Here is a 24,175-nt window from a genome sequence, read left to right as displayed (position 1 = left end):
TTAGATCATTTTAAGCAAAGCTTCCCGGCCTTTCGTTCCCGGAATAATACCAAGCTCCCTGGCAGCAAGCGTCACAGATTCCAGCGGTGCATCGAGGAGCTGCTCGATCGTTCTCACACCGACTGCCCTCCCGGCAATAATCCCCCGGTCTTTCAGCTTGCTGTTCAACAGCCCGACATCAAGAGCACCGCACATGATGTATCCTCGGTCATTTGATACGGTAAGCAGCGTTGTTTTCGGCAAACGAACAGTGGAAGCGACAAACATATGCCCGTCGATTATCACGGGCTCAATACTAACCATCCAATCCACCCCTTCCGGTACCCATTATATGAGAGGGCGGATCAATAGTGCACAGGGCGAATTAAGTTACAATATGTTTTTCCAACTGATTATTTGTTGCCGAAGGGGTAACTGGAATGTCACTTATACCTTTGTTTCAATTCCCATTCCATCAGATCGCGGACAAATTCCGGTAAATAGTATATTTTGCTTCTCGCGTTTTTTATAGGCGGCAAAAATACGCCAAAAGTGAACATGTCCAAAGTTGCCAGATGATATATTTTCTCCCGGACTAAAGGAGCTCCGGCAATTTTGATGGATCTGCCGTCTTTGCCGTATTCTATGTCATGGTAAACAAATTTCCCCATCATGACACCCCTGAATCCCAGCCCTTGAAACTCAAGTTCAGATAAGCCGCTCTCTTCGGCCTTGACAAGAACCTCTTGAAGCTCTGCGCCTGAAAGTTCTACGACACATGGATTGATCGGATGCGGGAGCATTCGGTGCAAATCATACTTCGTCACCACGCCTTTCTCAAGCGCTGAAAGAATGAGTCCAGAATTGATGAGGGCACAATCTGCTTTGCACCATTTGTACAATGCCTCGCACAATATGGCCGGCAAATCGGATTGCTCCAGCCAGGAATAATCCAGAGGTTCAGGTAGTGTGACCACCTCGGTTTGCAGCAAATCTTTTCCGATTTCATCCAAATCTTTAATATATTCTGCTGCATTTGGAGGGCTGTCCAAAACGGCGGTTTCGAAAAGGGAAGCGTTGAAATTTTTCGTATCAACTTCACCCTCAATATAGCCGATATATTCCCCGTATCTTCCGGCAGCACACAAAGTTGTATGATTCACCTTTTTTCCGTTCATAAAAACATGGTGGGTGTGGCCACCTAAAATTAAATCGACCCGTGGATTGTTCTCTGCAATTTTTTGATCATCGTGCATGCCTAAATGGGATAATACGATGATGATGTCAGCCTGTTTCTGTAACTCGGCAATTTGGTTCTCCAGCTCCGACAGCGGTTCAGACAGTTCCCAGCCCAGCAGTTTGTATAGAGGCCGGTAATAGGCTGTTGCTGCAGTAACTCCTATTTTTGTTCCTTTTGAGGTTTTATAAATTTGATAAGGCAGAGCCCATGAAGGCCTTGTTCCGCCCGGCAAATACAGATTTGCCGCCAATACATCAAATTCAGCTTCATCATATAGATGATTTAAAACATCATGCGGCAATGTAAGTCCTTCATTATTACCTAAAGTGACCGCAGTATATCCTGCATCATTCAGAAGCTCAACATTCCCCTTTCCAAGGGTCCCTTCCGTAAAAGAATGCCACCTGTCAACAAAATCACCGCAGTCAAAAATAAAAACATCTTCCCCGTTGGCTTCATGAAGAGCTTTTCTTTCTTTCAAAAACTTCCTGATCCTCGGCCATTTTTCAAAATGGCTGTGGACGTCATTCGTATGGTATATATGAATTTTTTCTCTCACAAATACACTTCCTATCAGTCAGAACAAATCCAGCTGTTTGGCAGCAAGTCCTTTATATTCTATGTCCATCAATTGAATAAAATCCTTTGCATTCCCGGCAGCATCTCCGCCGGAATTATTATTGAACAGAACATAGATGTCCTTCGATTGCTTTTGCAGCTTCAGGATATTTTGCTTCCATTCGAGCAATTCCTCTTGGTTGTAGCAATATAAATAGCGGACCTTCCGCCAATATTTCCCGCCCGGCTTCATCCATGCAGCGGTATTCCTTCCGTGCATGCGGACAAGTGTCTTCTTCTTATCGGTAGCCTTGAGGACTGTCGGAACTGATCCTTCCCCCGCCTGCGGCTCATCACAGATACTGTGGATCCACTCTTCGGCTTCCATGAACCTTAAGGTTTGTGAACGGAAACTGGACGAAAACCAAGACTGGTTTCGAAACTCAAGCGCAACCGGGTATCCAGTCATTTTCTCACGGCAATACCGCAAATAAGCGACGTTTTCCTTCCGGCAATCAAACCACGGCGGAAATTGAAAAAGGACCATCGCAAGCTTGCCGCTCTCCCTATACGGCGCAAGCGATTCCTTAAACGCTTCAAACATTTCCTCTTTTGAAGAAAACGGGATTTCTCCCCGCTGATGTCCTGTCATGCCCTGATAGGCCTTAACGACAAAGCGAAAATCAGCAGGCGTGTCATTGACCCATTTCTCCACATTGCGGGCAGGCTGAACTGCATAAAAGGACGCATCCACTTCCACAGTCAGAAAGTGTGCCGCATATTCCTTTAATTTATCGCGTGAAGCCATTCCCTTCGGGTAAATGTCATGGTCTCCCCATCCGGTCACCCCAATATAAATCATGTACATCACCTGCTTTCAGTGTAGCATGATTAGAAATTCATTAATAATATTATCCATTATATTCCCTTTGGGAGAATTTAAAAAACCGTCCGGATTATCCCGGGACGGATAATGTGTTATGTTCAAATAAATCATATCTCTTCTTTTAATTTCACATAACCTACTCCCCACACCGCTCCCGTACTGCGCAATAAAATAGCTTAATTGCAATTTTCATTTCTTAGTTCATGAACCATTTTTAACCTATCTGTGTCCATAGTGATATATTTGTCCGTTTCAAAAAGAGACAATGAAACATTTAATGACTAATAAGTATAAGGGAGGTGTAAAATAAATGTTTCCTCATAATAGACCAATCCATTGTCCTCCAAGATACAGGGTCCATAATCGTTTTGTTCACCGTCCACAACCAATCATCCATCCAGTTGTTCATGTTAATCGTCTACACATTGTAGATGTACCTAAACACATTCATAGACCTGTTATTAGAAATGAAATTGTAAGGCATAGACCGCCGTTTCGTTGCTGGTAAACTCCTTAAAGATGCCATACATTTATTGGGTATTCGGAAAATAGTGTGGCAAGTGGGCTAAGAATACCACCTTGATAGCAAGCAAGATAAACAAAGCTTGGACATCAAAAAGCTTGGAACATCAATAAAAGGGAAGAAACCGCCGTAAAGACAAAAGCAAGTGAAGCGGTCATTCCGACTCCTAATTTGCTCCTAATTTGGTCCATAAAATGCCGACAGAAAATAAAAAAAGAATCCGCAGAAAAAATATACGGATTCAATGAAGATGATTATATTTTCGGTGGACTAACTCCTTATCATTATAGTCACTGCCTCAAGCATGAAGTGATGCGTATATTTGATTAAACGGTATCAAACGTGTATCATATCGCGATTAGATACCGTTTAATCATTGATATACCCCTAGCCGATACTACCTTCCATCTCAAACTTAATCAACCTGTTCATTTCAACCGCGTATTCCATCGGAAGTTCTTTTGTAAATGGCTCGATGAAGCCCATGACGATCATTTCTACTGCTTCCTGCTCGCTGATTCCGCGGCTCATCAAGTAGAAGAGCTGCTCCTCAGAGACTTTGGAAACTTTTGCTTCGTGCTCTAAAGAAATGTTGTCATTTAAAATTTCATTGTAAGGAATTGTATCTGATGTCGATTTGTCGTCCAGAATCATTGTGTCACATTCAATGTTTGAACGCGCACCGTCGGCTTTGCGGCCGAAGTGGACGATTCCGCGGTACGTCACTTTTCCGCCATGCTGTGACATGGATTTGGAAACGATGGAGGACGTCGTATTCGGAGCCAAGTGCATCATTTTCGCACCCGAGTCCTGATGCTGTCCTTTACCAGCCATCGCGATGGAAAGCGTCAAACCTCTGGCTCCTTCACCTTTCAAAATGACAGCAGGATATTTCATCGTCAATTTTGAACCGAAGTTGCCGTCGATCCATTCCATTGTAGCCCGCTCATGGCAAACCGCACGCTTCGTTACAAGATTGTATACGTTGTTCGCCCAATTTTGGATCGTTGTATAGCGGCAGTAAGCATCTTTTTTGACGATGATTTCAACAACTGCACTGTGAAGCGAGTTTGTTGTATAAGTTGGCGCTGTACAGCCTTCAACATAGTGAACGTGTGCACCTTCGTCGACGATGATCAGCGTACGCTCAAACTGCCCCATGTTTTCTGAATTGATCCGGAAATAGGCTTGAAGCGGCGTATCCACTTTTACTCCAGGCGGGACGTAGATGAATGATCCCCCGGACCAGACTGCCGAATTCAATGCGGCAAATTTATTGTCGGTTGGAGGAATCACTGTTGCCCAGTGCTCCTTGAAGATTTCTTCGTTTTCCTGTAAAGCGGAATCCGTATCCTTAAAGACGATCCCCATATTCTCAAGATCTTCTTTCATGTTGTGGTAAACGACTTCTGATTCGTACTGGGCGGAAACCCCTGCAAGCCATTTTTGTTCCGCTTCAGGAATACCGAGCTTGTCAAAAGTCTGTTTAATTTCTTCCGGCACTTCATCCCATGAACGCTCCGTATGCTCGGACGGTTTTACATAGTATCTGATTTCATCAAAGTTAAGGGAATTCAAATCCCCGCCCCACTGCGGCATCGGCATTTTGTAAAAATGCTCAAGTGATTTCAGGCGGAAATCAAGCATCCACTGGGGCTCCTTTTTCATCTTTGAAATTTCCTCAACAATTTCACGTGTCAATCCGCGCTCTGAACGGTAAATGGAAACGTCTTTGTCCCTAAAGCCGTATTTATATTCGCCGCCTATTTGAGGTGCATTTTTAGCCATTCATCCATTCCTCCATTCTTCTAATGGTGTTCCTTAATTCCTTTTTCCAACGCTTTCCATGCCAATGTCGCACATTTGATCCGCGCCGGAAACTTGGATACTCCCTGCAACGCCTCTATATCGCCAAGATCCAAATCCTCGTCGTCAAAGTCTTTCCCTTGGACCATTTCTGAAAATATTTCCGAAAGCTTCAGTGCTGTTCCCGTATCCTGTCCGATGACTGCCTGGGTCATCATGGAGGCAGAAGCCATTGAAATGGAGCAGCCTTCCCCTTCAAACTTGGCATCCGTCACTTTTCCGTCTTCTACATTCATCGTCAAATGGATCCTGTCCCCGCAGGTAGGGTTGTTCATATCGACAGTCAGGCTCCCGTCTCCCAGACTTCCCTTGTTCCGCGGGTTTTTATAATGATCCATGATCACTTGCCGATAGAGATTGTCAAGATTATTAAAAGACATTCGTGAAATACTCCTTCGTTTTAACAAGGCCTTCAACAAGTCTGTCAATGTCTTGTTCGGTGTTATATATATAAAAGCTTGCCCTAGCTGTTGCCGATACATCCAGCCATTTCATGAGCGGCTGTGCGCAATGATGCCCAGCCCGTACCGCAATGCCTTCAGCATCAAGGACAGTTGCAACATCATGAGGGTGGACGCCTTCGATGTTGAACGTGATGACACCGGCGCGCTTTTCTGCTTCAAGCGGCCCATAGATCGTCAGATTTTCAATCTCAGACATTTTTTCAAGAGCATAGGCAGCCAATTTATGTTCATGCTCCAAAATGGCTTCAGGACCGATTTCGTTTAAGAAATCAATGGCAGCCCCGAGCCCGATGGCTCCTGCAATAATTGGAGTACCCCCTTCAAACTTCCAAGGAAGCTCCTTCCATGTGGAATCATACAACCCAACGAAATCAATCATTTCGCCGCCAAATTCGATCGGTTCCATCTTTTCCAAATGCTCTTTCTTCCCATACAATACTCCAATGCCGGTCGGAGCACACATTTTATGGCCTGAGAAAGCGTAAAAATCGCAATCAAGGTCCCTGACATCCACCTTCATATGGGGAGCGCCCTGGGCTCCGTCAACGACCATCACCGCACCAAAGCTGTGTGCAATAGCAGCCAGTTCCTTGATCGGGTTGATAACCCCAAGGACATTGGAAATATGCGCGGTTGAGACGATCTTCGTCTTGTCCGTAATTGTGTTTTTCGCTTCTTCCATATTGATGGAGCCATCTTCATGCATTGGAATAAACTTGAGCTCCGCACCTTTTTCCTTCGCGAGCTGCTGCCAGGGAATGATATTGCTGTGGTGCTCCATGTAAGTAATGACGATTTCATCGCCCTTGTTTACATTTGCCCGGCCGTAGCTCGCCGCAACCGTGTTGATCGCTGTTGTTGTGCCTCGGGTAAAAATGATTTCTTCAGTGGAAGAAGCATTGATGAAACGTCTTGCCTTTTCCCTGGCTCCCTCATATTTATCCGTAGCTCTTGTACCGAGTGTATGAACTCCCCGGTGAACATTAGAGTTGTATCCCCTGTAATATTCATCGAGGGCTTCAATGACCTGGACAGGCTTCTGTGAAGTCGCCGCACTGTCCAGGTATACGAGCGGATGTCCATTTACTTCTTGATCAAGAATGGGAAACTGTTTCCGTACGTCGCTCGCTTTCATTATCGCACTTTCCTTTCGATGATTTCTGTCAATTGGCTTTTTACAGCTTCGATAGGGAGTTTTTCCACAACAGGTGCAAGGAAACCATGGATGATAAGACGCTCTGCATCTGTTTTGGAAATGCCGCGGCTCATCATGTAAAAGAGCTGGATTGGATCGACACGTCCGACAGACGCCGCATGTCCCGCCATTACATCGTCTTCATCAATAAGCAGGATCGGATTGGCATCCCCTCTTGCTTTTTCACTTAACATTAATACGCGTGATTCCTGTTCGGCATTCGCTTTCGATGCGCCTTTTTCAATCTTTCCGATTCCGTTGAAGATGGAAGTTGCCGCATCCTTCATAACTCCGTGGTTTAATATGAAACCTTCTGTGTTTCTGCCAAAGTGAACGACGCTTGTCGTAAAGTTTTGGGTCTGTTTTCCCCTTCCGACGACTACTGTCTTCGCGTCCGCTTTTGAGCCTTGCCCAATCAGGTTTGTCGTGTTCTCAGCAATGGTATTCCCATCGTTCATCATGCCGAGCGCCCAATCCAATTCGGCATCGCGTCCGGTAATGCCTCTGCGGTTCACATAAACAGTAGAACCTTCGGCAATCGTATCTACTGCGCCATACGCTACTTTCGCGTTCTGATTGGCAAACACTTCAGACACGATGTTGACAATGCCGTTCACTTCTTCATCCGTTGACAAATAATTTTCTACATAAGTAACGGAACTGTTGTCATCCGCTACGACAATGACGTGATTGAACATTGCCGCTTCTTTGTCATCAAATAGATAAACAGCCTGAATAGGCTCCTTCACTTCCACATTTTTAGGAACATATAAGAACGCTCCACCGTTGACAAGGGCAGCGTGAAAAGCCGTCAGTTTATGTTCTTCGACCTTCACCGCATCCGTCATGAAATATTTTTTTACAAGATCTCCATGCTCGCGCAGAGCTGTAAACAGGTCAGTAAAAATGACCCCCTGCTTCTTCAACTCATCAGACAGAGAAAAATAAGCCGGCTTCTGATTATGTTGAATATACAAGTTCTGGCCAGCTTCATCCACATGAACAACTGACTTGGCAGCTTCCGGCAAATCAGCCAGCGTTTCAAACGTGCTGCCTTCAGCTCCATGTTTGGCGAACTCGGTGAAATTCCAATTTGTGATCCTTGTTTTGTCCGGTTTGGGCATTGGCAGGCCTTCGGCCTTTTCCAACGCTTGGATCCTTAATTCTGCAAACCATTCCGGCTCATCGTTTTTGCTAGAAAAAGAACGAATGTACTCTTGATCTATAGTCATTTTCGTATCAATTGTCATTTCAATCCCCCTACCACTTATGCTTCTTGGCCAACAGTCTCATCTTCGATTCCAAGCTCTTCCTTAACCCAGTCATAGCCTTCCGCTTCCAGGCGCTGCGCAAGTTCAGGGCCGCCTGATTTTACGATACGGCCTTGCATCATGACATGTACAAAGTCCGGTGTGATGTAGTTGAGAAGCCGTTGGTAGTGGGTGATAATGAGGCATCCAAAATCGCTGCCTCTCATTTCGTTAATTCCTTTGGAAACTACTTTTAATGCATCTATATCAAGACCTGAGTCAATTTCATCCAGGATTGCAAATTTCGGTTTAAGCATTAATAATTGAAGAATCTCGTTGCGTTTCTTTTCCCCGCCTGAAAATCCTTCATTCAAATAGCGCTGAGCCATATTCGGGTCCATTTCAAGCAGTTCCATTTGCTTGTCCATTTGCTTGATGAATTTCATCAAGGAGATTTCTTTGCCTTCTTCGCGGCGTGCGTTGATTGCCGTACGAAGAAATTCCGCGTTCGTTACCCCGCTGATTTCACTCGGATATTGCATAGCTGAAAACAGCCCGGCTTTTGCACGCTCATCCACTTCCATGTCAAGGACATCTTGCCCGTCAAGCATAATGCTTCCGCTTGTCACTTGATATCTTGGATGTCCCATGATAGCTGAGGCTAAAGTGGATTTCCCTGTTCCGTTGGGACCCATGACGGCGTGGATTTCTCCACCATTTATATTAATGTTTACACCTTTTAAGATCTCTTTATCGTCGATAGACACATTAAGATCTTTGATTGTCAACGTTGAAGCCATCCTCATTACCTCCAAATATAGAAAATATATGTTCTCTCTTTATCATTTGTTTCTCAGTTATCATCTTATCGCATTTTAAAATAATTATCAACAAGCGCACGCCCGGATTGAATTATCCCTTATTATATTTGAGAACTTTCTCAAATATAAAAGGCCGATCTGTATATTTTCAACAGATCGGCCTGATAATATTATGCTCCTGACGAAAGGCCTCCACCTATGTTCGCTGCCACTATCTGCGACTCCACGTACTCTTCTTCACGCCTTTTTTCAATCTCGATTCTTTTTTCGCAATCTCGCCTGTACGTTTCGTAACCGATTCCGTGGGCTCCGTGAAGTGCTTTTTCCATATCATTTGTGTACTGAATCTTTAGGGGATTGATAAAAAACCATTCCTTTCGTTTTTTCGTGGACGCCTTTTGCGCACACCAATCGTTTTCCCTAAAGATTCAACATTAAACATGGAATTTGAATTATTGGCCTTTGCCAAGGTACTTTTGCACGATTCCAAGCATGTTGGGAACAGACCGGAAAGCATAAACTTTCTCTGCCGGCAAACCATCCTGGAGGATTAAAAGACAAGGGACACTTTCAATTTTTAACTCCATGGCCAAATCTGGCATATAATTCAAATCGGCTTTTGCAAATGCCACTCCGGTCATTTTTTCCACAATATCCAGCATACGCCCTGCCACCTGGCAAGTCCCGCACAAGGGTGTATAAAAGTAAATGAAGGCAGATTCCTGCCTGGACATGATGTCGATGATATCTGATTTATTACATTCTTCCATGAAACAATTCATCCTTTATGAAGATACTGGGCATGGACATCAATTCGGGCTCTTAATAAAATTTGTGCGAGGTGCTCCAATGGGGCGGTTGCCACTTCTTTAAATTTGCGGTCAATGTATAGATTCCGGGCTAATGGGAATTCGCGCTTCAATTGCTTGCGGAGTTTGTCCCCGGAAGCGTCCGAATCAACCAGAATGAATACGTCCCTTCCTTCCAGTTCCTCTACGAGTTCATCCAATTTTGACAGGCCGATCGTCCCGTTCGTACAAATGATTTCAACAGGCTCCCTGACTACCTTCATAATTTCTTTCTTGTCGGACAGCCCCTCGACGATAATGGCGATATTTGATTGTGGATTCATTGTCTGCGACCCCGCTTTTATCATCTTTGGAAAAAAATGCACCTTGGGAACTGAAATCCAAGGCGCATTTTATGATATTAATCTGGCTTCGGGCGCATTGGAGCCCTCTGCTTTTCTTTTGTCCAGCCTCAGGCGGCAGCCGCCTTCCGCTTTTCTTTTTATTCTTCGCTTGTCATTTTTACATAGTCTTCTGCAGACATCAAGTTGTCAAATTCGCTTGTATCTGAAGGCTCTACTACGATCATCCATGCTTTTTCATATGGAGATTCGTTGACAAACTCCGGGCTGTCTTCGAGATCTTCGTTTACTTCAACAACTTTTCCGCTGACCGGCGCATACAATTCGGAAACAGTTTTAACTGATTCAACGCTGCCGAAAGGCTCGTCCGCCGTAATTTCATCTCCAACTTCAGGAAGTTCAACAAATACGATATCTCCAAGCTCAGATTGAGCGAAATCGGTAATTCCGATCCGCACTTTTTCCCCTTCTTCTTTTACCCATTCATGTTCTTCCGAATAACGTAACTCTGCCGGTGTGTTCATACAAATCCCTCCATCATCTTTTTCTCATTTTAATGTACATAAAGAGCATTTTGAAAGCAAGAAAACGCTCTTACTTCCCTTTATTCCATACTTCATCAAACGTTTCTTCTTTAAAACCGACTGTAACTTTCTGTCCGTCTGTGACAATCGGGCGTTTGATCAGCATTCCGTCTGATGCAAGTATTTCAAGCAGCTCTTCTTCCGGGGCCTCTTTGACTTTGTCTTTTAAACCGAGCTCCCTGTACTTTTGACCGCTTGTATTGAAGAACTTCTTCAATTCCAATCCACTTTTTTCATATAAATCTTTCAGCTTATCTTTTGACGGCGGCTCTTCTACGATATGTATCTCATTATAATCCACATCATGATCATCCAGCCATTTCTTTGCTTTGCGGCAAGTTCCGCAGCGCGGATATGAATATACGTCAAGCGGCATTCAATCACCCTCCTTTTTATAAAATGATAAAAGTATAACTTGCTAAGAAAAAATTTATTCAAAAGAAGCTATACTTTGTCCAGCTCCAGCGCCTAGCCCCTCGAGGTCACAAGCCGCTTCCCTGTGGTGGCTGAAGAACTGCCTCCTCGGGAATCGTCTTGTGCTTGTCGGGGCTGAGCAAGGCGCTTGCGCTTTTCTTAAAAATCATACTTCACTATAATCCCTATATTCGACATCTCTTGCAAAAAACCTTTTCTAAAATAATCCTATTTGGGGAAATTCTCATTCGATATGATTAGAACGACGCGGCGGTTTTTGCTTCTCCCTTCATCAGTATCATTCGAAGAGATTGGCTGATATTCACCGTAACCCACAGCTTTGAAGCGCCCGGCATCAAGCTTATGCTCTTCAGTCAAATAACGGATAACAACATTGGCCCTTGCCGTGGACAAATCCCAGTTGGAAGGGAAGCGCTCGGTAGAAATCGGACGGTTATCCGTATGCCCTTCAATTTCAATGATATTGGAAATCTCCGCCAACAGCGGCGCCATATCATTCAAAAACAGCTCTGCTTCTTTTATCAGATCAGCTTTACCCGAAGGGAAAAGCATGATTTCCGGGAGTACGACTTCGATTCCTTTTTCTGTTGGAGTCACTGTCATCTTATCTTCCAAATCATGTTCGACGGCGTACGTTTTTACATAATCTAAAATTTCTTTGATATGTTTTTCCCGTTTTATCATTTCTTCCAGCTGATCTTCATATTCCTTTGGAACAGTCTTTTCGCTTTCGTTTGAATCTTTTTCATCATCTGAAGACTTTTCTTCGCCACCGCCCGCTCCGCCCCCTTCAGGTGCCGAGCCCCGATTGTGATTTTGAAAGGAATTCGTAGCAGATTTAAAATCTGTATCCGAATAAGAGTACAACAATACGAAGAGAATCAATATAACCATCAGCAAATCGGCAAAAGTGACAAGCCACGGCTGGCTTGTTCTCGGCACCTCAAACTTATTTCTGTTCATGTGCGCCTTCTCCTGCATAATCATCGATAATCATAGGCTCCTGTGTACTGCTTTCCGTCAGGAACATTTGCAATTTGTCCTTTAAGATTGTAGGCCCTTCGTTGTTCCGTATACTGATCAGCGCATCAATGACGACCTCTTTTAAAAAGACTTCCTCTTCCGTCAGAAGAACCAGCTTGTTGGCGATCGGAATAAATACAAGATTTGCCGTAATCACTCCATAAAATGTTGTAATCAACGCCACGGCGATCGCCGGTCCCAATTCCCCCGGATTGTCAAGCTGCTGGAGCATAAGGACCAGTCCCACGATGGTTCCAATCATTCCCCAAGCCGGCGACAGCTCACCGGCTTTCGTAATCAGCTGCTGGCCGCGGGCATGCCTTTTTTCCATGGCCCGGATGTCCATCTCCATAATTTTCCGTATCATATCTTCTTCATACCCATCAATGACAAGGCGGAGACCTTTTTGAATGAACGGATCAGACGTCCTTTCCCGCTCCCTTTCAAGCCCCTTAATCATCCCATCAATCCTTGAAGTCCTTGCCAGTTGTACTAGATTGTTGATGAAATCCTGGATCGGCACTTCTTTGCGCCTGAAGGTTGTATGTAATACTTTTAACATACTGCCTACTTCCTTCGCACCAAAACCTACAAATAATGAAGCAAACAACCCTCCAAAAACTATGATGAAGGAGGAAAAGCTGATAAAGACTAAAAAGCTGTCATAGCCCCCTGCAAGGTAGATGGCAAAAAATATCACCGCAAAACCTAATATAATTCCAATGGGTGTCAGTATATCCTTCCTGAACACAGATGATGCACCTTCTTTCTGTAATGCCACTATCCTTAATATCGGTTTGCGGAAAATATTTTTAACAGGGGAGAATGAGCGAGTGGCGGAGGGGTTCGTTCGGGGATGGCGCGGGGTTATTTTAATTGCGCGAATCCTGGCTGTAATTGCATGAATCGCATGCTTAATTGCACGAATCCGGATCAGAATTGCACGGGTTGCACCATTATTAGCATTGGAATTGCACGAGTCCCATTAGATCCAAATCAAAAACGAGCAAGCCTCAGGGCCTGCTCGTTCCCTTTTTATCAAACTACATATTTTTCCGCTGCGATCAACTGTTCGGCAGCCTCCCGCTTTTTCGCAATGACGTTGATTGGCGTGTGGCGCGTCAACCTGCGAAGGGCGGAGTTCATCATGCGGAAGGTATCTCCTTCCTCGATTGCAGCGAGGCTTTCTCTCGCCAATTGTTCCACCTTCACGATGGAATCCTGGCAGAAAATCTCTGTATAAAGCAGTTTCTGCTTGTTTTTTTCCAGACCGCTGCGGTTAATGGCTTTTTCTGTTCTAAGGACCACAGATTCCATTGCATAGGCAAGCGATACAATGTCAGCAATCCTGGACAAGATTTCCTGTTCATTTTCCAATGCTTTTCCGTACTTTTGGGCAGCAAGCCCCGCAATCATGAGTGCTGCTTTCTTCGTACCGCCAGTCAATTGTTTTTCCTGGGCGAGCGGTTCATTGCCGGGTTCTTCCGGTATGAGCATCATCAGCTCTTCCTGAAGCGTTTGTGCCTTTTCAAGGAGCGGCAGTTCCCCCTTGAATGCTTTGCGCAAATAGGTTCCCGGGACAAGTAGCCGGTTGATTTCGTTTGTTCCCTCAAAAATCCGGTTGATTCTCGAATCGCGGTACGCCCTTTCAATCTCATATTCTTCCATAAAGCCATATCCGCCGTGGATTTGCACACCTTCATCGACAACATGGTCAAGGACTTCCGTTCCGAAAAACTTATTCAACGAGCATTCAATGGCATACTCCGCGATTGATTTCGCCACTTCCGTCCCATCTTTGATCTCTTCGCCACTGAGCCGGCTCATTCTTTCTTCAAACAGGCCGACCGTCCGATAGACTGAGCTTTCTGCAGCATAGATTTCCGCTCCCAACGTCCCGAATTTTTCTTTTGTCAAATTAAACTGGGAAATCGGTGTCTTGAATTGTTTCCGCTGGTTGGCATATTCCAAAGTGATCTCAAGGGCCCGTTTGGAAGCACCAACGGCACCTACCCCCAGCTTATAGCGGCCGATATTTAAAATATTGAAAGCGATCCGGTGGCCCTTCCCTATTTCTCCGAGCAGATTTTCAACAGGAACTTCGGCATCCTCCAAAATGAGGGTACGGGTCGAAGAGCTCTTGATCCCCATTTTCTTTTCTTCCGGACCGGTCGATACTCCCGGATATTCCCTTTCAACAATGAATGCGGAAAAATGCTCCCCGTCCACTTTTGCATAGACGATGAATACGTCTGCAAATGCCGAGTTCGTAATCCATTGTTTTTCTCCATTTAAAATATAATGGGTTCCCGCTTCATTCAGCTTGGCCGTTGTTTTTGCCCCTAATGCATCCGATCCAGATCCCGGCTCGGTCAACGCGTATGCGGCAAGCAGTTCGCCGGTTGCCAAAGACGGCAAATATTTCTGTTTCTGCTCATCCGTCCCGAACAACACAATGGGAAGCGATCCGATTCCGACATGCGCGCCATGGGAAATTGAAAAACCCCCGGCTTTTGCCATTCTTTCCGCAATGAGGGCGGAGCTGACCTTATCAAGTGCCAAGCCTCCATATTCCTCCGGAACATCGGCTCCCAATAGTCCAAGCTCCCCGGCTTCTTTCAACAGTTTGACCGAGCGGTCAAATTCATGATTTTCCAGATGCTCCACTTGCGGCATTACTTCGTTTGTAACAAAATCATCCGTTGTTTTCGCAATCATTTTTTGCTCATCAGTATAGTCTTCCGGAGTGAACATTTGATCAGCAGAAATATCCTCGATTAAAAATGCCCCGCCTTTAATGAGTTTTTCAGTTTCTTTAGACATCGCTCATTCCTCCATTTTATAAAAGTTCAAACACACCAGCCGCTCCCATACCGCCGCCGATACACATTGTGACGACTCCGAACTGCACCTGCCGCCGCTTCATTTCATGGGCGAGCGTCAAGGTCAGTTTCGCACCTGTGCATCCGAGCGGATGGCCAAGCGCAATGGCTCCCCCGTTTACGTTGACAATTTCTTCATCAAGCCCCAATTCCCGTATCACCTGGATCGCCTGGGATGCAAATGCTTCATTCAATTCAAACAGGCCGATATCAGACAACTCGAGTCCTGCAATTCCCAATGCCTTCGGTATAGCTGCAACCGGCCCCACACCCATGATCTCCGGCGCCACTCCCGCAACGGCAAACGAACGGAATTTTAACATCGGCTCAAGCCCGATAGAATACGCTTTCTCCCGGTCCATCACCATGACCGCGGCAGCTCCGTCACTCGTTTGTGAGGAATTTCCTGCCGTGACCGAGCCCGTGACAGAGAACGCCGGGCGAAGCTTTGACAGTACTTCCATATTCGTATCCGGACGGACTCCCTCGTCCCGGGAAAATTGAATATGCTTTTCTTTTAACTTATTATCTGGGCCCACCGTTCTTGCAACCACATCTACCGGAACGATCTCATCATCGAATTTCCCTTCGGCAATGGCCTTTGCCGCTTTTTGATGGCTCCGTACCGCAAAAGCATCCTGGTCTTCCCTTGATACACCGAATTTCCTTGCGACCTCTTCGGCTGTATGCCCCATGCTCATATAATATTCAGGGGCTGATTCCACGAGCTGCAGATTCGGCCTGATGACATGCCCTGTCATCGGTACAAGACTCATCGATTCAGCGCCCCCGGCAATGATTGTGTCTGAAGATCCAACCATGATCCTCTCGGCGGCATATGCTATCGACTGCAAACCCGAGGAACAAAACCGGTTGATCGTAATACCCGGGACATCATCGGACAGACCCGCAAGCCCCCCGATATTCCGTGCCATGTTCAACCCCTGCTCGGCTTCCGGGACGGCGCAGCCAATTATGATATCATCGATGTTTCCTTCATAATCGCCTGCCCGCTTCAAAGTTTCTTTTACGACCAGCGCCCCCAGATCATCCGGACGCGTATGGGCGAGCGTCCCTTTTTTTGCTTTGCCGACCGGCGTCCTGGCACCGGCCACAATGACCGCTTCACGCATAAATGATCCTCCTCATTTCCTAGTAAACTTTGGTCAGTTTCTCAATGGTTTCCCTTTGACAAGCATATGCTGCATGCGCTGCTGTGATTTCGGCTCTGCCGCAAGGCTTAAGAAAGCTTCCCTTTCAAGGTCCAGCAAATATTGCTCATCTACTTCAGTTCCATACGGCACTTTGCCGCCCGCAATCACATATGCCAATTTCTTCGCTATTTTCATATCATGCTCGGAAATATAGCCTGACAGCTTCATGGCTTCCGCACCCAGCAGCAAGGCCGCGTATCCTGTCTCTCCTGTAACTGGGATCTTTTCTCTGGCCGGCGGTTTATATCCTTGTTCATATAAGGCCAAAACAGCCTGTTTCGCATCATAAATGAGATGGTCTCCATTGACAGATATGCCGTCCGCCTGATTCAAAAAGTTATTTTCCACCGCTTCTTCCGCTGAAGTGGATACTTTCGCCATGGCGACCGTTTCAAACACCTTATTCGCCACTTGCTGCAAATCAAACTCCACACCATCAGCCATGCTCTTTAGTGTTTTAATATAAAGCTCTTTATTTCCGCCTCCGCCCGGAATGAGTCCAACGCCTGTTTCCACAAGACCCATATACGTTTCCATGGATGCCTGGATATGTGCAGAAGGCAGGCAGACCTCTGCTCCCCCGCCGAGCGTCATGCCGAATGGCGCCGCTACAACCGGCTTTTCGCTGTATTTAATTTTCATCATCGCCTGCTGGAACTGGCGGACGATCATATCGGCTTCGAAAATGTCATCGTCCTGGGCTGCCATTAAAATCAAGGCAATATTTGCTCCTACGCAGAAGTTTTTTCCCTGATTTCCGATGATGAGGCCCTTATAGTTCCTTTCAGTTTCTTCGATCGCATAATTGAGCATTTGAATGATATCAAATCCGATTGCGTTGCTTTTGGAATGAAATTCAAGAAGAAGCACCCCATCTCCGACATCAATTACACTTGCTCCTGAATTTTTCTTTAACACTTTCCCCTGTTTTTTCAAAAGCTTCAAATCTATCACTTTAGGATTTTTAGGAATTTCTTTATATTCACCGTTGGAAAAATAGTATTCGATTCCGTCGTTTTCTTGATAAAAAGAAGTATGGCCGCTATCCAGCATTTCCTTTACCCAGCCAGGAATCTTGATGCCTTCCTCCTCCATTTTGGCGACAGAACTCTCCACTCCGATGGCATCCCACATTTCAAAAGGCCCGAGTTCCCATCCGAACCCCCATTTCATCGCCCGGTCAATCGCGACGATATCGTCCGCAATTTCTCCGAGCAGTTCCGCCGAAATTGCCAGCACCGGAGCCGTCATCTTCCAGAGCAGCTTCCCTGCCGGGTCGTCCGAATACATAAGCGCTTTCATTTTCCGCTTTATTCCCTTTTCCTGCTTTGCCATTTCAAGTCCTGGTGTTTTGAACTTCTTCCGCGGTTCATATTCGAACGTTTCCGGATTGAGCTGCAGGATCTCCTTGCCCTTTTTCATATAAAAGCCCTGCCCGGATTTGCTGCCAAGCCAGCCTTTTTCAAGCATTTTGTTCATAAAATCAGGAACCTCAAATACTTCCTTCTCCTCGCCGTCCACCAGTTCGTACACGTTGTTGGCGACATGGATGAAAGTATCAAGACCGACAACATCGAGCGTCCTGAACGTGGCGCTTTTCGGCCTTCCGATCAACGTTCCCGTGATGGAATCCACTTCACCAATGCTGTATCCGCCTTTCAACATTTCTCTGACAGCTATGAGAAGGCCGTACGTCCCGATGCGGTTTGCGATAAAATTCGGTGTGTCTTTGGCAACAACGACCCCCTTGCCCAGTACATCTTCCCCGAATTTTTTCATAAACTCGAGCACTTCAGGCTCAGTCTTTTTTGTCGGGATGACTTCCAACAGCTTCAAATAGCGCGGCGGATTGAAAAAGTGTGTCCCAAGGAAATGTTTCTGGAAATCATCGGACCTTCCTTCTGACATCGCTTCCACAGATATTCCTGATGTGTTGGAGCTGATGATTGATCCTGCTTTCCTGTATTGGTCAACCTGTTCAAACACTTTCTTTTTCACTTCAAGGTTTTCCACTACCACTTCAATGATCCAATCCACATCTTTCAGTTTGTCTAAGTCATCTTCCAGATTTCCGGCTGTGATCAGGTTCAGATTTTTCTTGCTTGTAAGAGGAGCAGGCTTTTGCTTCAACAGTTTTTTCAAAGCTTCTGCCGTATTCCTGTTCCGCACCTCTCTGTCTTCCAGTGTCAGGCCCTTTGCCTTTTCTTTTTCCGTCAGCTCCTTTGGAACAATATCCAGAAGCAGGGTTGGGATCCCAACGTTGGCCAAGTGCGCAGCTATGCCGGAGCCCATGACTCCTGAACCAAGGACTGCCGCCTTTCGAATTCGAAATGACAATGCAATTTCCTCCTTCATAACTTTGAATGAACACTCATTCATTTTGTTTTTAAAAAAAATCTCATGTATGAAATGAGTCTCGTTAACTACTAATATAACGGAATTGTAAAATTTGCGCAATCATTTCTAATTAAAAGTTCGAAAAATATATTGGCATCATTTTTTAAGCAATCCTTTTAATACAAATGAGACATTGGCCGGCCGTTCGGCAAGCCGCCGCATAAAATAGCCGTACCAGTCAGTTCCGTACGGAACATAGACCCGCATCGTATAGCCTTGTTTGGCAAGCTCCAATTGGCGTTCCGGCCGGATGCCGTACAGCATTTGAAACTCGAACTGATCATTGGATATGTTGTTGTCTTTCACGAATTGCTTCGTGAATTCGATGATCGCATCATCATGTGTGGCAACAGCCGTATAATGTCCATGCAAAAGATGCATTTGGATGATTTTTTTATAATTCTCATCCACATCCGCTTTGTCAGGAAATGCTACTTCGGAAGACTCCTTATAGGCTCCTTTGACGAGTCGCAGGCTGGGCGCGTACTCATCCAGGTCCTTCATATCCTGGAGTGTCCGGAAAAGATACGCCTGGATGACCGTTCCGATATTGTCATACTCAAGCCTGAGCTGCTTGAAAATCTGGAGGGTCTTTTCACACCGTTCATAATCTTCCATGTCAATGGTGACAAAGACATGATTCTCTTTCGCCGCTTCCATGATTCTTTTCATGTTGGCCATGACAATGTCATCGGAAATATCCATCCCCATCGATGTCAGCTTAAGAGATATTTGCGAATCAAGCTTCTCCCGCCCGATCGCCTCGATTGCATTGATGCAATTGTCCGCCATTTGATCTGCTTCCTTTTTGTTGTCAACGAATTCCCCCAGGTAATCAATCGTGGCCTTCAACCCTTTTTCATTCAGATCCCTGATAACGGCAGCCGCCTGTTCGATGGTTTCACCGGCGACAAACCTTGCAGCTCCGAAGCGAAGACCGTATTTTTTTGCCGACCTTGTAAGAAATTTATTTTTTGATAAAAACAAAAAGAAATTGCGCATTACATTTTCCATGAATGATGCCTCCTAGGAATGCAATTCTGAATGTAACCGCTTTCCTGTATCGTATCACTTTTCAGTTTTGTTGTTTACCATTTTCATGAATAAAAATCATACGTGCACGCAAGCTATTTTGTAAAGATCAAGGAGGGAAAGATATGCAAAATCAGCAAATGCCGAATCAGCAGCAGCCGATCATGCCGCAACCGCCGCACGTCATTACAACAAAAGATCTCTCTTACATCAATGATATGCTGGCGTGGAACCTGCTGGCAATGAAAAAAGCACATTTTTTTGCGGGGCAGTGCCAGGACCAGGCCATCAAAACGGAAATCGAAAAATGCGGACAAATGCACCAGCGCCATTACGAAATGCTGCTTGCCCACTTGCAGGAAAAGCAGCAGAACAACCAAATCATGTAATAGAAAGGAGACCGCAACTTACATGAATAACCAAAACCAACCGGGACAAAAAATCCAGAACCCGTCGATGCAAGTTCCAAAGACGCCGCAGATGAATGACCGTGATTTTATGAACGACATGCTGGCAACGGAAAAATACATGACAAACAGCTACGCGGTTGCTCTTCACGAAGCAAGCCACCAGCATCTCTATGATGATCTGCTTACCATTTTCAACGAAACGCAGCATGCGCAGCGCAGCCTGTTTGAACACATGTTCAAAAACGGCTGGTACTCCTTTGATGCGGAAAGCGAGCAGAAGATCCAGCAATCTTACCAGCAGCACGCCGGATATTCCAACCAATTTCCGTATGGCGGAGTTCAATAAACTGGCAAAAGCAGGCCCTGAAGGGTCTGCTTTTAGCCATTTTATGATAAAGGGTGGGTCCATTGCACGAACTTTGGGTGGAATTGCACGAATCTGAGCAGGAATTGCACGAATTCACTTGGGAATTGCACGAATCTACCTGTTAATTGCACGATTCTTGAACAGAATTGCACGAATGCCTTTTTCAGAGAAAATATATCCTTCCTTTCGTCTCTCCAGTATGACGAAGATTCATCGATTTTAAAATATTGGTCGCAATCGTGCGGGAATTTTCCAAGAGAAGGAATTTACGGAGCATTTCGTTTGTGATTATATGACCAAAAAGTAATTTATAATCTTGAATGGAATAAATATGGGCATCTGCAGAAGCAAACTCACAATCCAGGCATATCCACCTACCATGACCCCGTTTCATTGGAATGGCAAAACATTTGGGACAGTGTACGCCTCTTATCAATTCATCCGGATGGATACCATAATAATCAAGTACATTGTAGTCGAGGGGGTTGTCTTTTTTCATTAGCACATTTCCCAGTCTGTATAAGTCTTTTTGTGTAAATACCTCTACCGGATGTTTTTCCTCGAAAGATTTGATTTGAAACGGTAGATTAATACTGTGGGTAATATATTTAAAGTAGGTGGAATGACCTGTTGTTTCAATAATAGTGGATGGATTGCTGATCACAATCAGAGGCTCGATGGGAATATCGGGGAAACGATGGGAATGCAGCCATTTCTTTAATTGCAGTTTCTGCCTTCTTATTTGTGGAATAGGATCTTCCAGCGCTCTTTTTTTCCCGTCTGCTATTTGTATCAACTGATGATACTGATCATCAAACTGGATGATTCCTTTATAATTCTTCACGTCAATTAAGGTAATAAAAGAAGTAGATATAATGACATTATCAAGTTGGAAGTAATCTAATCCGAAATGGTTCAACAATCTTAAGTCATGAAGAATATGGTATCGCTTTTCCTCGAGAAAACTTAAGTGGTAATCAATTGAGTGCTCTCCTTTATGTCCGGCCTTCCTAATATTCAAATCCTTTATAACAGTCAATCTCTTCAGATTCGTCTCTGGAAGTCTTCGGTTTAGGGCCTCCAGCCTCCGGATAAGGATAGGAACAATTTTCTTTTTTACAATCATTGATACAACCCCTTTATAGTAATTAAAATGAAATTCTACATTTTCTAACAAAATCCTTCTTTTACAAGTTTATAGAAAAAAGCAGACCTTAATGATCTGCTTTTTACGTTTAAGCCCATTATTGTAAAATTTTAGGTTGGATTGCACGAAATTGATTATTCATTGCACGAACCTCGGACGGAATTGCACGATATTGGGCTTGAATTGCACAATTTTGAGCCGGAATTGCACGAATTCAGCAAAACCGTTATCCAACCTTTATATCCGCTTCATTTTTCTCTTTTTTAGATGGGAAAAACGAGAGCAGGACAATTGAGACCAGGCTAACCGCCAAACCGTAAACAATCGGCTCCGTTGCTGTAATGCCCAATATTCCCAATCCCGCAAGAATGACGGCTGCACTTAAAATGATAGAGTAAAAGGCCGCCCGGGCGTTGACTTTCTTTGTAAACAATCCGAAGATAACCGGGAAGAATAAAGCGCCTGATAATACGGCGTAGGCAACGTCCAGAGCAACGAGTATATCTTGAATCCAAATGGCGCATATGATTGAGAAGATGCCGATACCAACAGTGGTCAAACGGGAAACAAGCATGAACTGTTTATCACCTATATCAGGCTTAAAGAATCTTTTGACAACATCGTTTGAAATTAATGTGGAGCAGGCGATGATGGTCCCGGATGCTGTAGACATGACGGCTGAAGCGACGCTCGCCAAAACAATTCCCAGAATCCCTGGGGGCAAAGCCACCATCGCCATCTCTGCAAAGACATTTTGCGTATCGGCGATATTTGGAATCAAGATAAAAGCACACATGCCAATAACTGCCAGTGCAATGGCATAGACCATGGCATACATTCCTGCTGCCATCGTACCGTATTTTGATACTTTAGGCGTCCTGGCTGTAAAAAGCCTCTGCCATATATCTTGTCCAACCATCAACCCGAGTGTAAACAGGATGAAATATTGGAAGATGCGGTCCCCGCCTATATGTCCAAGGTTGAAAAATTCCGCTGGTAATTCTGCATTTAATGTACCCCAGCCTCCCGCTTTAGACAGACTGAGCGGCAGCATAAGGAAGAAAACCCCCACTGTCATTATGACAAACTGCACAATATCTGTCATTGTGACAGACCACATGCCTCCCAAGGTGGTATATAAAAAAACGATTCCTCCGCCGAGGATGATACACAGCGGTAAATTCCACCCCAGCCAGACATTTAGAAGAGAGCCGATGCCGATCATCTGAACAACTGTCAACATCAAGGTATAAATAGCGGCAACAATTGCACTGACCAGTCTCGTTTCTTTATTGTAGCGTTTTTCCAGCATTTCGCTGATCGTCAATACTTTAAAGCGCGATATTTTCTTTGTTAAAAAGATTCCCAGACAAACGACACCCGCACCGATCGCAACAACCATCCAAATGCCCGACAGCCCGAACTCGTACCCCAGTTTGGCTGTTCCCATCGTGGAAGCTCCGCCAAGTATGACTGCAGCCAAGCAGCCAAGATACATAAAGAAATTCAGATTGCGTCCTGCAACCATATACTCCTCCGAATTCGTCGCCCGCCGTGCCCCATAAACACCAACACCTGCAATCAGGGCAAAATAAAGAATAATGATTACGATGTCAATTGTCCCCATCAAAATCCCCCTTTTGAAAATAAGGTAAACGCTTACAAGTTTGATGCTTTTATAAAATATAGCACCGCTTCCGCCTGTTTAAAAATCGCGGTTTCTTATCGTTTCAATAGATAGTTCCTATGGTTAGGCGAAACCCGGAATAGTGCCGGGTTTCTCACTAAATGTCGAGGACCGCCGCTTTCTTATTCAATGCAGCCAAACACATCATCTCAAACATGATGTTAGCTGCCAATGCAGACGTAATGTCGGCATGGTCGTATGCAGGAAGGACTTCCACCACGTCAAAGCCGAGAAATGGAATATCTGTCAACTGCCGCAAAATTTGAAAGGCTTCCCTTGGATAAATGCCTCCGACCTCCGGAGTTCCTGTTCCCGGGGCAAAAGCCGGGTCAATGAAGTCAACGTCAAAAGACAGAAATACATTATGGCCTTTTACCCGATTTTTAATGGCTGAAATCAGCGCAGGGATTCCCATTTCCAGCAACTCATCTGTAGTGATGACCTCAAATCCGAGTTCCCTGGAATCGTCGTATTCATTCACACTGTTCATGGAGCCGCGCATGCCGATCTGAATGGATGACGCCGGATCAATCAGCCCTTCCTCGACAGCACGCCTGAATGGAGTACCGTGCGTATATCTTTGCCCGAAGTAGCTGTCAACCGTGTCAGTGTGAGCATCAAAATGGAGTAAAGAAACAGGCCCATATGTTTTAGCTGCCGCCCGCAATTCTCCCAATGTGATAGAGTGATCTCCCCCCATAACGATAGGGACAATTCCCTTTTGATACATGGGAGCCAGCACATCGACCATATTTTCATATGTTTCTTGGATAAATCCGGGAACAACCGGAATGTCCCCATAATCCACTGCTGAAATATAATCGAAAATATTAATCTTGTGGTGGTTGGAAGAACAGCGGACCAAGGAAGAAAAGTTCCGTATCGCTTGCGGTCCGAGCCTTGCGCCTGTCCGGAAGGTCTGCCCGGTGTCAAAAGGGACGCCAACGACGGCCACGTCCACATCTTCCGTTGTTTTCACATGCGGAAGCCTCATAAATGTGCTGATGCCGCTGAATCGGGGTTCTTTGAATGTTGGATCCTGTTGATATTTCATCTGTCAGTTCT

Annotated in this window: 24 protein-coding genes; 2 read left to right on the top strand and 22 right to left on the bottom strand. The window is 45.1% G+C overall.

Annotated elements, in window-relative coordinates:
- From D4N35_RS13585 to D4N35_RS13495, 19 genes are all read right to left on the bottom strand, one after another.
- Nucleotides 1-303 carry a YunC family protein gene (locus D4N35_RS13585; RefSeq protein WP_120074566.1) on the bottom strand — a complete coding sequence of 101 codons (303 nt, stop codon included), beginning with the start codon at nucleotides 301-303 and terminating at the stop codon, nucleotides 1-3.
- A gap of 119 nt (nucleotides 304-422) precedes the next feature.
- Nucleotides 423-1,778, bottom strand: coding sequence for a bifunctional metallophosphatase/5'-nucleotidase (locus D4N35_RS13580; protein WP_120074564.1), 1,356 nt, complete (start codon nucleotides 1,776-1,778; stop codon nucleotides 423-425).
- An 18-nt stretch (nucleotides 1,779-1,796) separates the two neighbouring features.
- Nucleotides 1,797-2,639, bottom strand: a complete 843-nt coding sequence (locus tag D4N35_RS13575; RefSeq protein ID WP_120074562.1) for a DUF72 domain-containing protein — start codon at nucleotides 2,637-2,639, stop codon at nucleotides 1,797-1,799.
- Between the two features lie 934 nt (nucleotides 2,640-3,573).
- On the bottom strand, nucleotides 3,574-4,974 hold the full coding sequence (gene sufB, locus D4N35_RS13565) for a Fe-S cluster assembly protein SufB (RefSeq protein WP_120074558.1): 1,401 nt from the start codon (nucleotides 4,972-4,974) through the stop codon (nucleotides 3,574-3,576).
- 20 nt (nucleotides 4,975-4,994) lie between these two features.
- Entirely contained in the window at nucleotides 4,995-5,432 is a 438-nt protein-coding gene (gene sufU / locus D4N35_RS13560) for a Fe-S cluster assembly sulfur transfer protein SufU (protein WP_120074556.1), read from the bottom strand.
- Nucleotides 5,422-6,651 (bottom strand): cysteine desulfurase, encoded by a 1,230-nt coding sequence (locus D4N35_RS13555; RefSeq protein WP_120074554.1) that lies wholly within the window; start codon nucleotides 6,649-6,651, stop codon nucleotides 5,422-5,424. The genes sufU and D4N35_RS13555 overlap by 11 nt, the downstream gene beginning before the upstream one ends.
- Nucleotides 6,651-7,961, bottom strand: coding sequence for a Fe-S cluster assembly protein SufD (gene sufD / locus D4N35_RS13550; RefSeq protein ID WP_120074552.1), 1,311 nt, complete (start codon nucleotides 7,959-7,961; stop codon nucleotides 6,651-6,653). The genes D4N35_RS13555 and sufD overlap by 1 nt, the downstream gene beginning before the upstream one ends.
- A gap of 17 nt (nucleotides 7,962-7,978) precedes the next feature.
- On the bottom strand, nucleotides 7,979-8,761 hold the full coding sequence (gene sufC / locus D4N35_RS13545; RefSeq protein WP_120074550.1) for a Fe-S cluster assembly ATPase SufC: 783 nt from the start codon (nucleotides 8,759-8,761) through the stop codon (nucleotides 7,979-7,981).
- A gap of 191 nt (nucleotides 8,762-8,952) precedes the next feature.
- Nucleotides 8,953-9,111 (bottom strand): YuzK family famiily protein, encoded by a 159-nt coding sequence (locus D4N35_RS18735; RefSeq protein ID WP_483409538.1) that lies wholly within the window; start codon nucleotides 9,109-9,111, stop codon nucleotides 8,953-8,955.
- Between the two features lie 123 nt (nucleotides 9,112-9,234).
- Nucleotides 9,235-9,552 carry a thioredoxin family protein gene (locus tag D4N35_RS13540; RefSeq protein ID WP_120074547.1) on the bottom strand — a complete coding sequence of 106 codons (318 nt, stop codon included), beginning with the start codon at nucleotides 9,550-9,552 and terminating at the stop codon, nucleotides 9,235-9,237.
- An 8-nt stretch (nucleotides 9,553-9,560) separates the two neighbouring features.
- Nucleotides 9,561-9,914, bottom strand: a complete 354-nt coding sequence (locus tag D4N35_RS13535) for a toprim domain-containing protein (protein ID WP_120074545.1) — start codon at nucleotides 9,912-9,914, stop codon at nucleotides 9,561-9,563.
- 158 nt (nucleotides 9,915-10,072) lie between these two features.
- Nucleotides 10,073-10,456 (bottom strand): glycine cleavage system protein GcvH, encoded by a 384-nt coding sequence (gene gcvH / locus D4N35_RS13530; RefSeq protein WP_120074543.1) that lies wholly within the window; start codon nucleotides 10,454-10,456, stop codon nucleotides 10,073-10,075.
- A gap of 70 nt (nucleotides 10,457-10,526) precedes the next feature.
- Nucleotides 10,527-10,892 carry an arsenate reductase family protein gene (locus D4N35_RS13525; protein WP_120074541.1) on the bottom strand — a complete coding sequence of 122 codons (366 nt, stop codon included), beginning with the start codon at nucleotides 10,890-10,892 and terminating at the stop codon, nucleotides 10,527-10,529.
- A 266-nt stretch (nucleotides 10,893-11,158) separates the two neighbouring features.
- Nucleotides 11,159-11,914, bottom strand: a complete 756-nt coding sequence (locus D4N35_RS13520) for an OmpA family protein (protein ID WP_120074538.1) — start codon at nucleotides 11,912-11,914, stop codon at nucleotides 11,159-11,161.
- Entirely contained in the window at nucleotides 11,901-12,725 is an 825-nt protein-coding gene (locus tag D4N35_RS13515; RefSeq protein WP_235870393.1) for a MotA/TolQ/ExbB proton channel family protein, read from the bottom strand. Before D4N35_RS13515 ends, D4N35_RS13520 begins: the two co-directional genes overlap by 14 nt.
- Nucleotides 12,726-13,012: 287 nt before the next feature.
- Nucleotides 13,013-14,797 carry an acyl-CoA dehydrogenase FadE gene (locus D4N35_RS13510; protein ID WP_120074536.1) on the bottom strand — a complete coding sequence of 595 codons (1,785 nt, stop codon included), beginning with the start codon at nucleotides 14,795-14,797 and terminating at the stop codon, nucleotides 13,013-13,015.
- Nucleotides 14,798-14,813: 16 nt separating this feature from the next.
- Nucleotides 14,814-15,989: an acetyl-CoA C-acetyltransferase gene (locus D4N35_RS13505; RefSeq protein WP_120074534.1), complete on the bottom strand. Its 1,176-nt coding sequence runs from the start codon at nucleotides 15,987-15,989 to the stop codon at nucleotides 14,814-14,816.
- A 33-nt stretch (nucleotides 15,990-16,022) separates the two neighbouring features.
- Nucleotides 16,023-18,425 carry a 3-hydroxyacyl-CoA dehydrogenase/enoyl-CoA hydratase family protein gene (locus tag D4N35_RS13500; RefSeq protein WP_430722750.1) on the bottom strand — a complete coding sequence of 801 codons (2,403 nt, stop codon included), beginning with the start codon at nucleotides 18,423-18,425 and terminating at the stop codon, nucleotides 16,023-16,025.
- A gap of 138 nt (nucleotides 18,426-18,563) precedes the next feature.
- Nucleotides 18,564-19,481 carry a proline dehydrogenase family protein gene (locus D4N35_RS13495; RefSeq protein ID WP_120074530.1) on the bottom strand — a complete coding sequence of 306 codons (918 nt, stop codon included), beginning with the start codon at nucleotides 19,479-19,481 and terminating at the stop codon, nucleotides 18,564-18,566.
- A gap of 143 nt (nucleotides 19,482-19,624) precedes the next feature.
- Between D4N35_RS13495 and D4N35_RS13490 the strand changes: the two genes are divergently transcribed.
- Both D4N35_RS13490 and D4N35_RS13485 read left to right on the top strand, forming a co-directional pair.
- Nucleotides 19,625-19,888, top strand: coding sequence for a hypothetical protein (locus tag D4N35_RS13490; RefSeq protein WP_120074528.1), 264 nt, complete (start codon nucleotides 19,625-19,627; stop codon nucleotides 19,886-19,888).
- A gap of 22 nt (nucleotides 19,889-19,910) precedes the next feature.
- A complete protein-coding gene (locus D4N35_RS13485; protein WP_120074526.1) occupies nucleotides 19,911-20,255 on the top strand; it encodes a spore coat protein in 345 nt (114 codons plus the stop codon).
- Nucleotides 20,256-20,439: 184 nt separating this feature from the next.
- Here the strand turns inward: D4N35_RS13485 and D4N35_RS13480 are convergent, their stop codons facing one another.
- From D4N35_RS13480 to speB, 3 genes are all read right to left on the bottom strand, one after another.
- The gene (locus D4N35_RS13480) at nucleotides 20,440-21,402 is read right to left on the bottom strand and encodes a nuclease-related domain-containing protein (protein WP_120074524.1); all 963 of its coding nucleotides are present in this window, start codon (nucleotides 21,400-21,402) and stop codon (nucleotides 20,440-20,442) included.
- A 247-nt stretch (nucleotides 21,403-21,649) separates the two neighbouring features.
- Nucleotides 21,650-23,050, bottom strand: a complete 1,401-nt coding sequence (locus D4N35_RS13475; RefSeq protein ID WP_120074522.1) for a sodium:solute symporter family protein — start codon at nucleotides 23,048-23,050, stop codon at nucleotides 21,650-21,652.
- Between the two features lie 157 nt (nucleotides 23,051-23,207).
- Complete coding sequence (gene speB, locus D4N35_RS13470; RefSeq protein WP_120074520.1) at nucleotides 23,208-24,164, bottom strand: agmatinase; 957 nt, start codon at nucleotides 24,162-24,164, stop codon at nucleotides 23,208-23,210.
- Nucleotides 24,165-24,175: the final 11 nt, after the last annotated feature.

Origin of the sequence: Siminovitchia fortis (genome assembly GCF_003605365.2) — a bacterium.
Lineage (GTDB): Bacteria > Bacillota > Bacilli > Bacillales > Bacillaceae_C > Siminovitchia > Siminovitchia fortis.
The sequence above is the reverse complement of the archived record's forward strand: the minus strand, read 5'-3'. Positions and strand labels throughout refer to the sequence as shown.

Bases quoted from the DNA above. Each gene is read 5' to 3' on its own strand.
- gcvH (WP_120074543.1), bottom strand. From the start codon at position 10,456: ATGAACACACCGGCAGAGTTACGTTATTCGGAAGAACATGAATGGGTA.
- sufC (WP_120074550.1), bottom strand. From the start codon at position 8,761: ATGGCTTCAACGTTGACAATCAAAGATCTTAATGTGTCTATCGACGAT.
- D4N35_RS13540 (WP_120074547.1), bottom strand. From the start codon at position 9,552: ATGGAAGAATGTAATAAATCAGATATCATCGACATCATGTCCAGGCAG.
- sufU (WP_120074556.1), bottom strand. From the start codon at position 5,432: ATGTCTTTTAATAATCTTGACAATCTCTATCGGCAAGTGATCATGGAT.
- D4N35_RS13485 (WP_120074526.1), top strand. From the start codon at position 19,911: ATGAATAACCAAAACCAACCGGGACAAAAAATCCAGAACCCGTCGATG.
- sufB (WP_120074558.1), bottom strand. From the start codon at position 4,974: ATGGCTAAAAATGCACCTCAAATAGGCGGCGAATATAAATACGGCTTT.
- D4N35_RS13500 (WP_430722750.1), bottom strand. From the start codon at position 18,425: ATGAAGGAGGAAATTGCATTGTCATTTCGAATTCGAAAGGCGGCAGTC.
- D4N35_RS13520 (WP_120074538.1), bottom strand. From the start codon at position 11,914: ATGAACAGAAATAAGTTTGAGGTGCCGAGAACAAGCCAGCCGTGGCTT.
- D4N35_RS13495 (WP_120074530.1), bottom strand. From the start codon at position 19,481: ATGGAAAATGTAATGCGCAATTTCTTTTTGTTTTTATCAAAAAATAAA.
- D4N35_RS13490 (WP_120074528.1), top strand. From the start codon at position 19,625: ATGCAAAATCAGCAAATGCCGAATCAGCAGCAGCCGATCATGCCGCAA.
- D4N35_RS18735 (WP_483409538.1), bottom strand. From the start codon at position 9,111: ATGGAAAAAGCACTTCACGGAGCCCACGGAATCGGTTACGAAACGTAC.
- D4N35_RS13585 (WP_120074566.1), bottom strand. From the start codon at position 303: ATGGTTAGTATTGAGCCCGTGATAATCGACGGGCATATGTTTGTCGCT.
- D4N35_RS13525 (WP_120074541.1), bottom strand. From the start codon at position 10,892: ATGCCGCTTGACGTATATTCATATCCGCGCTGCGGAACTTGCCGCAAA.
- D4N35_RS13510 (WP_120074536.1), bottom strand. From the start codon at position 14,797: ATGTCTAAAGAAACTGAAAAACTCATTAAAGGCGGGGCATTTTTAATC.
- D4N35_RS13535 (WP_120074545.1), bottom strand. From the start codon at position 9,914: ATGAATCCACAATCAAATATCGCCATTATCGTCGAGGGGCTGTCCGAC.
- D4N35_RS13555 (WP_120074554.1), bottom strand. From the start codon at position 6,651: ATGAAAGCGAGCGACGTACGGAAACAGTTTCCCATTCTTGATCAAGAA.
- sufD (WP_120074552.1), bottom strand. From the start codon at position 7,961: ATGACAATTGATACGAAAATGACTATAGATCAAGAGTACATTCGTTCT.
- speB (WP_120074520.1), bottom strand. From the start codon at position 24,164: ATGAAATATCAACAGGATCCAACATTCAAAGAACCCCGATTCAGCGGC.
- D4N35_RS13575 (WP_120074562.1), bottom strand. From the start codon at position 2,639: ATGATTTATATTGGGGTGACCGGATGGGGAGACCATGACATTTACCCG.
- D4N35_RS13475 (WP_120074522.1), bottom strand. From the start codon at position 23,050: ATGGGGACAATTGACATCGTAATCATTATTCTTTATTTTGCCCTGATT.
- D4N35_RS13480 (WP_120074524.1), bottom strand. From the start codon at position 21,402: ATGATTGTAAAAAAGAAAATTGTTCCTATCCTTATCCGGAGGCTGGAG.
- D4N35_RS13505 (WP_120074534.1), bottom strand. From the start codon at position 15,989: ATGCGTGAAGCGGTCATTGTGGCCGGTGCCAGGACGCCGGTCGGCAAA.